Origin of the sequence: Roseateles sp. (assembly GCF_036486225.1) — a bacterium.
Taxonomy (GTDB): Bacteria; Pseudomonadota; Gammaproteobacteria; order Burkholderiales; family Burkholderiaceae_C; genus Roseateles.
This window is the reverse complement of sequence record NZ_DASVNZ010000369.1, coordinates 21,943-34,522: the sequence shown is the minus strand read 5'-3', so window position 1 is coordinate 34,522 and position 12,580 is coordinate 21,943. Positions and strand designations below refer to the sequence as shown.

The window sequence follows — 12,580 nt, the reverse complement described above, 5'->3', positions numbered from 1 at the left end:
GCACAAACAGTCCTCAGGACTGTTTGAGTCCGAGCGAAGTCCCTCCGCCGGCGGAGCCGGCAATCCCTCCTTGACCTCCGAAAAGGGGCCCCGGCCGCCTCGATCCGAGGCACCGAGGACCACGCGTCGGATCAGAGTTGGGTGGCGGCGGCGAAGAGGCGCGTGGAACGCGCGCCTGAGCGGCAGAACGCCAGCACCGGCGTCGGCACTTCGTCGAGCAGCGCGCGCATGGCGGCGATCTCTTCCGGCGACTGGTAGCCGCCTTGCACCGGCAAATGGTGATAGACCAGTCCCGCAGCTTCAGCAGCGGCACGAATCTGCTCGCTGGTGGGCTGGTCGGGGCCATGCTCGAAATCAGGCCGGTTGTTGATCACCGACTTGAAGCCGACCTCGGCCAGCGCGGCCATCGCTTCCGGCGTCAGCTGCGGCGCGACGCAGAAATCGGGCGTCAGTTGTTGGACGGTCAGTTCCATTGCGGACTCCTGTCGTTGAATCAAGAAAGGGGGGCTCAGCCCGCCAGTGCGGCCTTCACCGCCGCCGAGACCAGACCCATGTCGGCCTTGCCCGCCAGCTTGCCCTTCACGGCACCCATCACCTTGCCCATGTCGGCCGGACCCTTGGCGCCCAGCCCGGTCACGATGGCGGCGACTTCAGCCTTGATCTCGGCCTCGCTCAGGCGCTGCGGCAGGTAGACCTCCAGCACCTTCAGCTCTGCGGTTTCCTTGTCGGCCAGGTCCATGCGGCCGGCAGCCGTGAACTGGCTGATCGAGTCCTTGCGCTGCTTGATCAGCTTGTCGACGATGCCCACCAGCATCGCGTCGTCCACCTCGACGCGCTCGTCCACTTCCTTCTGCTTCACCGCGGCCAGCAACAGGCGGATCGTGCCCAGACGTTCGCTGTCCTTGGCGCGCATCGCCGTCTTCATGTCTTCGGTGATCTGTTCCTTCAGGCTCATGAGGGCTCCTTGATTCGTGATCTCGAGGGAGAGGTGGGAGAGGTCGTAATGTCGCGCAGAAACAGAAAAGCCCGCGGCAGCGTCCTGCGCGGGCTTTCTGTGCTGTTCCGGCGGTGGGGATCGTCAGTGGACGGGTCCCCGGTGCCGAAGCGGTCCGATCAGACGATCAGTACAGCTTCTTGGGCAGCTGCATGCTGCGCACGCGCTTGTAGTGACGCTTGACGGCCGCAGCCTTCTTGCGCTTGCGCTCGGCAGTCGGCTTCTCGTAGAACTCGCGGGCGCGCAGCTCGGTGAGCAGGCCCAGCTTTTCGATCGTGCGCTTGAAGCGGCGCAGGGCCACGTCGAACGGCTCGTTTTCTTTGACGCGAATGGTGGTCATGAAATTCCTTCAAGTAGCGCTCGGTGTTCGCGAGGAAGGACTTGCCTTCGAAGCGGAGTATCCGGATTCCACTTCCGAATCGACGCGCAGGGTTTGCCAGCAAAACGAGGATTCTAGCCTTATTTTTGACCGTTCGCCATCGACTGCCGCGCTTGTGCGCTGCGCAAGACGCAACGCCCCTCGCCGGAGCGCGTGTCCCCTGTGAAGGCCCCATGGCCTCGTTGCAAGCGGGTGTGACATTTTCACGCCTTGACCCCGTCCGGGCGCAGGCCCGCCTCTCTGGGCGAAGTGCATCGCTCTCGGTCCGACCCGGGGCAAGCTAGGATGCCGGACCCCAAGCTTAGGGGGAGTGGCACCTCTGTCCTGCCGACGGCACTTGCCCCGGCGACGGACGCCCATCTACATTCGATCCACCACCATTCGACCGCGAGGGGCCGCTCCCCTGGCCCGGCCCGACCCATGGAATTACAAGCCGCCGCGACACCCGCGCCTGCCAGTTTCGATGCCTGGCTGGAATCGTCGGGAACGCCCCAGACGCCCGTTGCGGCCGGCTTGCTCAGCCTGCTGGAGCCGACGGGTGCCTGTCTGACCGTGAAGTCGATGGCCACCGGACGTTACGTCTTCGCCAGCCCCGGCATGAGCGAACTCTTCGGTCGCCTCGAGGCCGGCATCGTCGGCGCCGCCGATGCCGAACTGATGCGAGGCGACGAGGTGCAGGCGATGCGCCGTTCGGAACAGGCGACGTTGGCGCAGCGCGGCGTTGTGAGTTCCGAACACCGCCTCGACATCGGCGGCCGCCGCCGTGAGTTCATGGTCATGCGCGTGCCGCTTGGCGCGGAACACGTGATGGCGCTGTGGAGCGACAAGACCGAGGAACGTCATCGCGAGACTCACCTGCAGCGCGCGTTGCAGCAGCTCGAGCAGCAGCAGAAGTCGCTCGAGCAGATGCGCCGCGAACTGCAGCAGGGCAGCGGACGCGACGAGGTGTCGGGCCTCTACATGCGGGCGCAGTTCGATGACCAGTTGCTGCGCGAGATCGATCTCTCGACCCGCGAGCATCGCGAGTTCACGCTGGTGCTGATCGCCTTGGATCCGGTGGCGCCGGAGGCCGGCCTGGGCGAGGAGGCCCGCCAGCGCCTGCTGGAAGGCCTGGGGCGCATGCTGCGCGCCAACACCCGCGCGATGGACGCGGCCTGCCGCATCGGCGACGACCTGTTCGCGGTGCTGCTGTCGGGCGTCGGCCTGGCGACCGCGCATGCGCGCATGGAACAGCTGCGCCGCCAGTGCCATGCCCAGATCGTCGTGCTGCATGGGCAGGACATCGGCCTGTCGCTGTCGATGGGTGTGGCGAGTTTTCCGCACACCGCCTCGCGGCAGGAGGAGCTGCTGGGCGCCGCCGAGATGGCGGTCAAGGAAGCGCAGCGGCGCGGCGGCAATCAGGTCGTGCTGGCGTCGATCCCGTTCGGAATGGGCGGCTGAGGCCGTCGCCGGACGCCGCTCGCCGCCCGTCAGGCGAGCAGCTTCTGGAGGTGTCGCCACTCCGCTGGCGTCACGGGCGTGATCGACAGCCGGTTGCCTGGCTGCAGCGTGCGCATGTCGGCGAGCGCCGGATCGCGCTTCATCTCGGCGAGGCTCAGCAACCTTGTCTTGCGCACGAAGCGCACATCGACGTGTTGCCAGCGTGGCTCTTCGCGCTTGGACTTCGGATCGAAGTAGTGGCTCGCGGGATCGAACTGGGTCTCGTCCGGATACGCCGTGCTGCTGACCTCCGCGAAGCCGGCGATGCCGGGCTCCGGACACGAGGAGTGATAGAACAGCACGCCGTCACCGATGCGCATCTGGTCGCGCATGAAATTCCGCGCCTGATAGTTGCGCACGCCGGTCCAGGGGAGTTCGCCGGCGGCCTGCAGGTGGTCGATCGAGGCCTCGTCCGGTTCGGACTTCATCAGCCAGTACTGCGGAGAAACGTTCGATGCGGTGCTCAAGGCAGAGTCCTCACGACGAGGATCGACAGGGGTCGACCATGAAAAAACCGCGCGTGATGGTGGATCAGGCGCGGTTTCGGGAAGAGGTGTCCACGGCGAACCGTGAGCCGCATTCCTGAACCCTAGGGGTACAGGTGGGCGAGGTCAGCAGGGCTTCGGGTTCATCTGACGCGAGACGCTCACACCAGCTCTGCAATGTTCCAAGCCCTTGCTCGCGAAAGCATCGGTTCAAGGAAATATAAAACTCACGCGAACGCAGTGGACAGAGCGGATTCTACGCGCCGCGATCCAGCGTTCACAGCAGTTGCCCGTCTTGGACAAGGGCTTCATCGAGCCGCTTCATCAGCGTTTCAAGATCGGGTATGGCGCCGTCGGTGGAGACGCCGCCTGCGATACCAGACGTTGCATCGGTTGCATCGCCGGTGGCGACGGCGTTCGCCGTCGATTCGGTGAGCGAATAAGCGAGGTTCAACGCTGCCAGCACGGCGATCCGTTCACGTGCCTTGACGCGGCCGGCGTCGCGGATGGCGCACATTTCCTTGTCGACGCGGCCCACCGCCTTCTGCAACGCGGCTTCGCCGCCCTCGGGGCAGCCGAGCAGATAGCTCTGGCCCATGATCGTGACTTCCATTTGCTTCATGCGCCCGTCTTTCGAGAATCAGAGGTGTCAGAGCCGTCGCCGGCGCTCTCGAGGAGGTCGACCGCTTCCAGCGGCAGACGGTCCAGCAGCGCGTCGACGCGCGCGCGGGCCGCGGCCAGTCTCGAGCGCAGGCTGTCGCGTTCCAGGGTGAGTGCCTGGACCTGTTGCTCGAGCAAGCCGTTCGTGCGTTTGAGTTCCTCGTGACGCACCAGCAGGCGCTCGACGCGGTCGACTAGGTCGTTGATGCTGGACATGGCTTCCCTGACGGATGAACGCGCAGATTGTAGGGGCGGGGGTTCGCTCAACGCGCCGCGGCCAGGGGCGCGCTGTCACATTGCGCGACGACGGCGCAACGCTCGCACAGCGGTCGGCGCGCCTGGCAGACGTAGCGGCCATGGAGGATCAGCCAATGGTGCGCGTCGACCAGGAATTCGTCCGGCACGCGTGCAAGCAGTTGCTGTTCGACCTCCAGGACGTTCTTTCCTGGCGCCAGGCCCGTGCGGTTGCCGACGCGGAAGATGTGCGTGTCCACGGCCATCGTCGCTTCGCCGAAGGCGACGTTGAGGACCACGTTCGCCGTCTTGCGGCCGACGCCGGGCAGCGATTCGAGCGCCTCGCGGCTCTGCGGCACGGCGCCGCCGTACTGCTCGACCAGGATCCGGCAGGTCGCGTACAGGTTCTTCGCCTTGGTCTTGTAGAGCCCGATCGTCTTGATGTAGTCGGCGAGACGTTCCTCGCCGATGTCCAGGATCTTCTGCGGCGTGTTGGCGACGACGAACAGCCGCCTCGTCGCCTTGTTGACGCCGACGTCCGTGGCCTGCGCGGACAGCAGCACCGCCGCGAGCAGTTCGAAGACGCTGGCGTATTCCAGCTCGGTCTGCGGCGACGGATTGGCGCGGCGGAGGATCTCGAAGAACTCTTGGACTTGGGTCTGATTCATGGCGAGCGACGGTGGCTGGCAGAGGCAGGCGATGGTGGCAGTGGGGAAACGACTCGAGGCGGCGGAAAGCGGCGCTCAGACGCCGCGCTTGGCGCGGGCCCGTGCGAGCGCAGCCTCGATGACGGCGCGCTTGCGGTCGATCTGCGCGGTGTCGGTGAGGCGCGTTTCCTCTTCGAGGTGGTCGAGCTTGTGCTGCGCCTTGGCTTCGAGGCGCGCGTCATGCTCGCGCAGGTCGCGCGCAACGCGGATCTCGTGCCAGCGGTAGCGTTCACGGGCGCGCTCGGCCTGCGGCGCGCTCCACGCGGCCCAGCCGCTGCGTCCCGGCGTCACGTCCGCCAGGGAGATGCAGTCGACCGGGCACACCGGGATGCAGAGTTCGCACCCGGTGCAGTCCGCGTCGATGACGACGTGCATCTGCTTGTTGGTGCCGATGATGGCGTCGACGGGGCAGGCCTTGATGCACAGCGTGCAGCCGATGCACCAGCCTTCGTCGATGACGGCGAGCCGGCGGGGACCTTCGATGCCGTTCTCGGGATTGAGCGGCAGGGCGTCCCTGGCGGTCAGTGCGGCCAGGCGGGCGATGCCCTCGGCGCCGCCGGGCGGGCACTGGTTGATCGCCGCCTCCCCGCGCGCGATCGCGTGGGCGTACGAGTGGCAGTCGGGATAGCCGCAGCGCGTGCATTGCGTCTGCGGCAGGGCCAGGTTCAGGCGTTCGACGAGGTCGTCGAACGGGGCGGAGGTCGGTTCAGCGGCGGCGGAAGCGGCGGGATTCACTCGGTCGGCTTGCGCGACCGGCGGGCCGCGGCCGGACGGGCGGCGGCACGCTTGGCCGCGACGGGCTTGTGCAACGGGGCCGCATCGTACTTCGCAATGAAGTCGCGGATCACCGGATAGACCTTCTCGCGCCAGCGGCGGCCCGAGAAGATGCCGTAGTGGCCGGCACCCACCGCGTCGTAGTGGGCCTGATCCTTCGCACCGATGCCGCTGCACAGCTCGTGCGCCGCCTTGGTCTGGCCGGCGCCGGAGATGTCGTCCAGCTCGCCCTCGACCGTCAGCAGCGCCGTCTGGGTGATGTCCTGCGGACGCACCAGATCGCCGCCCACTTCCCAGGTCCCGTTCACCAGCGCGAAGTCCTGGAACACCGTCTTGATCGTGTCCAGGTAGTACTCGGCCGGCATGTCCAGCACGGCGTTGTACTCGTCGTAGAAGCGGCGGTGGGCGTCGACGTTGTCGTCATCGCCGCGGACCAGGTCCAGGAAGTAGTCGTAATGCGAGCTCAGGTGGCGGTCCGGGTTCATCGCCACGAAGCCGGTGTGCTGCAGGAAGCCGGGATAGACCTCGCGGCCCGCGCCCGGGAAGTTGGTCGGAACGCGGTAGATCACGTTGTTCTCGAACCAGCTGTAGCTCTTGTTCATCGCCAGGTTGTTGACGGCCGTGGGGCTGCGACGGGCGTCGATCGGACCGCCCATCATGGTCATCGAACGCGGCGTGGTCTCGCCTTTGGACGCCATCAGCGAGATCGCGGCCAGCACCGGCACGGTCGGCTGGCAGACCGAGATCACGTGGCAGTCCTCGCCGACGTGGCGGATGAAGTCCTGGACGTAGTAGATGTAGTCGTCGAGGTGGAAGGCGCCGGCCTCGAGCGGCACCATGCGGGCGTCGGTCCAGTCGGTGATGTAGACCTTGTGGTCCTTCAGCAGCTGCTTGACGGTATCGCGCAGCAGCGTGCTGTGGTGGCCTGACAGCGGTGCCACGACCAGCACCGTCGGTTGCGCCTTCATCTTGGCGAGCACGGCCTGGTCGTCGGTGTAGCGCTTGAAGCGCAGCAGGCGGCAGAACGGCTGCTCCAGCGCCATCAGCTCCTGCACCGCGACGTCGACGCCGTCGACCTCGACGCTGTTGATCTCGAACGCCGGCTTCTCGTATTCCTTGGCCAGACGGTGCATCAGATCCAGGCCCGCGGACATCCGGTGCGACAGCGGCGTATGGGCGAAGGGCGACAGCGGATGGCTGTACAGCTTGGCCGTGGCGCTGGCGAATTCGGAGAACGGGCTCAGCAGCGCGCGTTGGGTTTCATAAAGCTGGTAGAGCATCTGGCGAACCTCTCGAGGGGGAGTGAGGCGAAGGCTGGCACCCGTTGTGCATTGCAGCAATTCTAGGCCCCGGCTTCAGGCAGTGTGTGTCGCCAGTGCGCCGTGCAAGGCGGGAGGAGGGGCTTCGAACCGACGCATTTCGCCATAAATGCGCAGGGCCGGCCCGCTTGCGGCGGGTCCGGCCCTGTGTTCGAAGGCCGATCGTGCGATCAGCGAATCGAAGTGTGGTGCTGGAAGTGCGGATCCCGGGGATCAGGCCTTCTTCACCGCGGCGATCGCGGCGGCGACCGGCTTGAGGTTCTTGCTGTTCAGTGCGGCGACGCAGATGCGGCCCGAATCCACGCCGTAGACGCCGAACTCCGAGCGCAGGCGCTGCATCTGCTCGGCGGACAGGCCGCTGTAGCTGAACATGCCCTTCTGGCGGGTCACGTAGCTCAGGTCGTCGGTGATGCCGGCGGCCTTGAGCTCGGTGACCAGCGCCTCGCGCATCTGCTTGATGCGCACGCGCATGCCGGCCAGTTCCTCCTCCCACTGGGCGCGCAGCGTCGGGGTCGACAGCACGGTGGCCACGACCTGTGCGCCGTGCGTCGGCGGGTTGGAGTAGTTGGTCCGGATGACGATCTTGAGCTGGCTCAGGACCTTCACCGTTTCTTCAGCGGAGGCGCAGACCACGCTCAGCGCGCCGACGCGCTCGCCGTAGAGCGAGAAGCTCTTGGAGAAGCTGGTCGACACGAAGAAGTCCAGGCCGGCGGCCAGGAACTGCTGGATCACGGCGCCGTCCTCGGCGATGCCTTCGCCGAAGCCCTGGTAGGCCATGTCGAGGAAGGCGACGAGCTGTTTCGCCTTGACGGTCTCGACGACCTGCGCCCATTGCGCGGGCGTCAGGTCGTAGCCGGTCGGGTTGTGGCAGCAGGCGTGCAGCACGACGACCGTGCCGGCCGGCGCGGCGTTGAGCGCCGACAGCATGCCGTCGAAGTTGATACCGCGATTGGCGGCGTCGTAGTAGGGGTAGGTCTCGACCGGGAAGCCGGCGTTGGTGAACAGCGCGCGGTGGTTTTCCCAGGACGGGTCGGAGATCAGCACCGTCGCGCCCGGGTTCAGGCGCTTGAGGAAGTCCGCGCCGATCTTCAGGCCGCCGGTGCCGCCGATGGCCTGCACGGTCGCTACGCGCTTGCTCTTGAGCACGTCGCTGTCGGCGCCGAAGACCAGGCCCTGGACTGCCAGGTCATAGGCGGCGATGCCGTCGATGGGCAGATAGCCGCGCGGCTTGGGGGCGGCCTGCATCTGCGCTTCCGCGGCGGCCACGCAGGCCAGGAGCGGCAGCTTGCCGTTGTCGTCGTAATAGACGCCGACGCCCAGGTTGACCTTGTTGGGATTCGGGTCGGCGTTGAATTGCTCGTTCAGACCCAGGATGGGGTCGCGAGGGGCCATGGCGACGGCGGCGAACAAGGACATGGAGGCTTTCCTGACAAACGGTGGAGAGGACTGCGCTACGCTGTCGCGTCCTGACGCCCGAGGCGCCTCCTGAGCGCCCAGCGAAGCCCGCCGATTGTAGGCAGGGAACATGCGTTGCCCCTGGGAAACCCTGATGAGCCGTTCTACCGTCGCCAAGCCTGAAACCTCCATCGCCAAGGGGGAGAAACCTGCCCCGCCAGAGGCGGACGCCGCCGGCGCGGGCGAGCCACCGAAGGGCGAATTCGTCTCTTTCGAAGGCTCTCCCTTCCAGCTCTTCCAGCCGTACCCGCCCGCGGGCGACCAGCCGACGGCCATCCAGGGACTGGTGGACGGCGTCAATGACGGCGAGAGTTTCCAGACGCTGCTGGGCGTGACGGGGTCGGGCAAGACCTTCACGATGGCCAACACGATCGCGCGTCTCGGACGCCCGGCGATCGTCTTCGCGCCCAACAAGACGCTGGCGGCGCAGCTGTACAGCGAGTTCCGCGAGTTCTTCCCCAAGAACGCGGTCGAATACTTCGTCAGCTACTACGACTACTACCAGCCCGAGGCCTACGTGCCGCAGCGCGACCTGTTCATCGAGAAGGACAGCGCGATCAACGAGCAGATCGAGCAGTTGAGACTGTCCTGCACGAAGAGCCTGCTGGAGCGGCGCGACGTGGTGATCGTGGCGTCGGTGTCGGCGATCTACGGCATCGGCAACCCGAGCGACTACCACCAGATGGTGATGACGCTGCGGGTGGGCGACAAGGTCGGCCAGCGCGACGTGATCCAGCAGCTGGCGCGCATGCAGTACACGCGCAACGAGATGGAATTCACCCGTGGCCACTTCCGCGTGCGCGGTGACACGATCGACGTGTTCCCGGCCGAGCACTCGGAGCTGGCGCTGCGGATCGAGCTCTTCGACGACGAGGTCGAGGGCCTGGTGCTCTTCGATCCGCTGACCGGCCAGATCCGGCAGAAGATCCCGCGTTTCACCGTCTATCCGTCGAGCCACTACGTGACCCCGCGCGACCGCGTGGTCGCCGCGATCGAGACGATCAAGGAGGAACTGCGCGAGCGCGTCGCCTTCTTCATCAAGGAGGGCAAGCTGGTCGAGGCCCAGCGGCTGGAGCAGCGCACGCGCTTCGACCTGGAGATGCTCCAGGAGGTCGGCCACTGCAAGGGCATCGAGAACTACACGCGCCACCTGTCGCAGGCCGCGCCCGGCGATCCGCCGCCGACGCTGGTGGACTACCTGCCGCCGGACGCGCTGATGTTCCTGGACGAAAGCCATGTGCTGATCGGCCAGTTCGGCGGCATGTACAACGGCGACCGGGCGCGCAAGAGCACGCTGGTCGAGTACGGTTTCAGACTGCCGTCGGCGATGGACAACCGGCCGCTGAAGTTCGAGGAGTACGAGCGCAAGATGCGCCAGGCCATCTTCGTCAGCGCGACGCCGGGCGAGTACGAGAAGCGTCAGGCCGGCAACGTGGTCGAGCAACTGGTGAGACCGACGGGCCTGGTGGATCCGATCGTCGAGGTGAGACCGGCCGTGCATCAGGTCGACGACGTGCTGCAGGAGATCCGCGATCGCGTCGAGATCCACGAGCGCGTGCTGATCACGACGCTGACCAAGCGCATGGCCGAACAGCTGACCGAGTACCTCAGCGACAACGGCGTGAAGGTGCGTTACCTGCACTCGGACATCGACACCGTCGAACGGGTGGAGATCCTGCGCGACCTGCGACTCGGGACCTTCGACGTGCTGGTGGGCATCAACCTGCTGCGCGAGGGCCTGGACATCCCCGAGGTGTCGCTGGTGGCGATCCTGGACGCGGACAAGGAAGGTTTCCTGCGCGCGGAACGCAGCCTGATCCAGACCATCGGGCGGGCCGCGCGGAACGTGAACGGCAAGGCGATCCTGTATGCGGACCGCATGACCGAATCGATGAAGAAGGCCATCGGCGAAACCGAACGCCGGCGCGCCAAGCAGGTCGAGTTCAATGCGGCCAACGGCATCACGCCGCGCGGCGTCGTCAAGCGCATCCGCGACCTGATCGACGGCGTCTACAGTGACAAGCCGGGACGCGACGACGCCAAGGTGATCCACGACGCGGCCGAAGTCGAGGAGCTGAGCGAGAAGGACCTGAGCAAGCGCATCACCCAGCTGGAGAAGCAGATGCTGGAGCACGCGCGCAACCTGGAGTTCGAGAAGGCCGCGCGGCTGCGCGACCAGCTGTCTCAGCTCAAGGAACAGGCGTTCGGCGCGGCCGTGCACGACAACGTCGTGCCGATTACCGCGGGCAAGGGGAAGTAAGACGCTTCCGGTCGAAGTTCCTCGACTGCGATCGGCCAAGCGCGGGCTCTCCACGGGGCATGGGGCCTCGCGTCCGCGAACCCCAAGCCCCATTCCGGCCCCACGGAGGCCCGTTGACTACGAGTTCGGCGTCGTGGCGTCGGTGTCGATCACACGGAAGAAGTGCGTGCCGTCGCGCTCGAGTTGGGCGATCAGCCCGAACTCCCAGTCGAGGTAGGCCTGCATCGCGTCACGCGGGTGGTTCGTGCCCTCGTAGGGGCGGCGATAGCGATCGTCGCGGGGGAAGGCCAGACGCGGATTGGCGGATTCGATCGGCAGTCCGGCGTCGTACCACGCGGTCGTGCCGCCCTCGAGCACGAGCAACTCCCGACCCTCTGACGCGAGTTCGGCCGCGAGATCCGCCGCCACGAAGCGCGGCAGCACGCCCAGGTTGCCGGTGAGCACGACGCGACGTGCGTGCGGGATGACGTTCCGGAGCGCGTCGGCTAGCCGGGCCCGCGGGCTCCACCAGGCGCCCGGTATGTGGCGGACGATGTAGGTGATGCTCGGTGCCACGTCGACGACGACGGTGTCGGGCTGCTCCCGGTCCGCCTCTTCGGCGCGCCAGCGGGCGAGCTCGGCGGGCGTGATGGTCGCGACCGTCGGCGAGAGCGGTTGCGGCGGCAGGTCGGGACCGGTTTCGGTATGAGTGGCGGCGTCGGGCGGCAGCACGGCGACTTCCCAGCCCATCTGCGCCAGCCAGGCCGCGGCCATCGGCGCGCGGACGCCGTCGTCGTCGGCCAGCACGATGCGCGCCCCGCGCACCGGCACATGATGGTCGGTCTCCTGCACGAGTTGCCCGCCCGGTGCGTTGCGGAAGCCGGGGCGATGGCCTCGACCGTATTCGGCGGCACTGCGGACATCGAAACGATAGGTCGAACGTCGCGCATCGGCCAGCCACTCCGCGAGTACCGAGGCGTCGATGCGCTGGACATGCGACCGGCGGGCGAGCGCAGCCGCGCCTTCCCTGGCCGCGGTCAGATCGCCGACCGGCACGTCCTCGTGCGAGCGGCCCTGGCCCTGCGCGAGAGTGAGGCCGGCGAGCGTCCATCCGATCGTGCCGTTGCGCAGCGCGGCGACGGGATTCGGCACGCCGGCGTCGATCAGCGACTGTGCGCCGATCAGGCTGCGGGTGCGCCCGGCGCAATGCACGACGATCGTCGTCGCCGGATCCGGCGCGAGGTCGCGCGCGCGGCGCACCAGCTCCCCACCCGGTGTGCTGATCGAGCCGGGCAGGCTCATCGTGCGGTACTCGTCGAAGCGCCGCGCGTCGAGCAGCACGATGTCGTCCCGGCGCGCCAGACGCTCCTGGAGCTCTTCCGCCGGCAACGACGGCGTATGCCGGCGCGCTTCGACGAGTTCGCCGAAAGCCTTGCTCGGGACGTTGACGTCGCGGAAGAGCTCCAGACCGTCGTCGCGCCACGCGCTCAGACCACCGGCCAGCAGCGCGACGTCGGTGTAGCCGAGCGCCTGCAGCTTGCGCGCCGACGGTGTCGCGACGCCTTCGCCGTCGTCATAGACGACGATGGGCACGTCGCGCCGGGGCAGTCGCCCCCAGGCGTCGAGTTCCAGCCGCGAGGCCGCGAGATTGGCGGCCCACAGCGGATGCGCCTCGGCATAGGCGGCTTCCTCGCGGACGTCGAGCAGCGCGATCTCCACGCGCGCCAGCAGCGCGGCGCGGACGTCGGCCGGCGTGCGGGTCGGCAGCGGCACAGGATGCTTCGGGATCGGCGGGCGGAGCAGCGCTTGGGCGGCCCCCGTGTCGGAATTCAAGACGGACATGTCGTTGCTCCTG

Annotated in this window: 13 protein-coding genes and 1 other RNA gene; 2 read left to right on the top strand and 12 right to left on the bottom strand. The window is 67.2% G+C overall.

Going from position 1 to position 12,580, the window contains the following annotated elements; genetic code table 11:
• Positions 1-131: 131 nt before the first annotated feature.
• The 3 genes from VF536_RS24275 to rpsU form a co-directional block, all read right to left on the bottom strand.
• Entirely contained in the window at positions 132-473 is a 342-nt protein-coding gene (locus VF536_RS24275) for a TIGR01244 family sulfur transferase (protein ID WP_331617501.1), read from the bottom strand.
• A gap of 35 nt (positions 474-508) precedes the next feature.
• Entirely contained in the window at positions 509-955 is a 447-nt protein-coding gene (locus tag VF536_RS24270) for a GatB/YqeY domain-containing protein (protein ID WP_331617500.1), read from the bottom strand.
• A 166-nt stretch (positions 956-1,121) separates the two neighbouring features.
• A complete protein-coding gene (rpsU, locus tag VF536_RS24265) occupies positions 1,122-1,334 on the bottom strand; it encodes a 30S ribosomal protein S21 (RefSeq protein WP_012346814.1) in 213 nt (70 codons plus the stop codon).
• 459 nt (positions 1,335-1,793) lie between these two features.
• On the opposite strand from rpsU, the gene VF536_RS24260 reads away from it, so the two are divergent.
• Positions 1,794-2,813, top strand: coding sequence for a GGDEF domain-containing protein (locus VF536_RS24260; protein WP_331617491.1), 1,020 nt, complete (start codon positions 1,794-1,796; stop codon positions 2,811-2,813).
• Positions 2,814-2,842: 29 nt separating this feature from the next.
• Here the strand turns inward: VF536_RS24260 and VF536_RS24255 are convergent, their stop codons facing one another.
• The 8 genes from VF536_RS24255 to VF536_RS24220 all read right to left on the bottom strand — a co-directional run bounded on the left by VF536_RS24255 (position 2,843) and on the right by VF536_RS24220 (position 8,447).
• Entirely contained in the window at positions 2,843-3,280 is a 438-nt protein-coding gene (locus VF536_RS24255; protein WP_331617502.1) for an EVE domain-containing protein, read from the bottom strand.
• 124 nt (positions 3,281-3,404) lie between these two features.
• A non-coding RNA gene (gene ssrS / locus VF536_RS24250) (6S RNA) lies at positions 3,405-3,585 on the bottom strand.
• Between the two features lie 29 nt (positions 3,586-3,614).
• A complete protein-coding gene (locus VF536_RS24245; RefSeq protein WP_331617490.1) occupies positions 3,615-3,959 on the bottom strand; it encodes a cell division protein ZapA in 345 nt (114 codons plus the stop codon).
• The gene (gene zapB, locus VF536_RS24240) at positions 3,956-4,213 is read right to left on the bottom strand and encodes a cell division protein ZapB (RefSeq protein ID WP_331617488.1); all 258 of its coding nucleotides are present in this window, start codon (positions 4,211-4,213) and stop codon (positions 3,956-3,958) included. The genes VF536_RS24245 and zapB overlap by 4 nt, the downstream gene beginning before the upstream one ends.
• A gap of 47 nt (positions 4,214-4,260) precedes the next feature.
• Positions 4,261-4,899 carry an endonuclease III gene (gene nth / locus VF536_RS24235; protein WP_331617487.1) on the bottom strand — a complete coding sequence of 213 codons (639 nt, stop codon included), beginning with the start codon at positions 4,897-4,899 and terminating at the stop codon, positions 4,261-4,263.
• Between the two features lie 75 nt (positions 4,900-4,974).
• A complete protein-coding gene (gene rsxB, locus VF536_RS24230) occupies positions 4,975-5,673 on the bottom strand; it encodes an electron transport complex subunit RsxB (protein WP_331617486.1) in 699 nt (232 codons plus the stop codon).
• Complete coding sequence (locus VF536_RS24225; protein ID WP_331617485.1) at positions 5,670-6,992, bottom strand: polyhydroxyalkanoate depolymerase; 1,323 nt, start codon at positions 6,990-6,992, stop codon at positions 5,670-5,672. The genes rsxB and VF536_RS24225 overlap by 4 nt, the downstream gene beginning before the upstream one ends.
• A 252-nt stretch (positions 6,993-7,244) precedes the next feature.
• Entirely contained in the window at positions 7,245-8,447 is a 1,203-nt protein-coding gene (locus VF536_RS24220) for an amino acid aminotransferase (RefSeq protein WP_331617483.1), read from the bottom strand.
• A gap of 133 nt (positions 8,448-8,580) precedes the next feature.
• Here VF536_RS24220 and uvrB point away from each other — a divergent pair, with 133 nt between their 5' ends.
• Positions 8,581-10,746, top strand: a complete 2,166-nt coding sequence (gene uvrB / locus VF536_RS24215) for an excinuclease ABC subunit UvrB (RefSeq protein ID WP_331617482.1) — start codon at positions 8,581-8,583, stop codon at positions 10,744-10,746.
• A 117-nt stretch (positions 10,747-10,863) separates the two neighbouring features.
• Here the strand turns inward: uvrB and VF536_RS24210 are convergent, their stop codons facing one another.
• The gene (locus VF536_RS24210) at positions 10,864-12,567 is read right to left on the bottom strand and encodes a rhodanese-like domain-containing protein (RefSeq protein ID WP_331617481.1); all 1,704 of its coding nucleotides are present in this window, start codon (positions 12,565-12,567) and stop codon (positions 10,864-10,866) included.
• Positions 12,568-12,580: the final 13 nt, after the last annotated feature.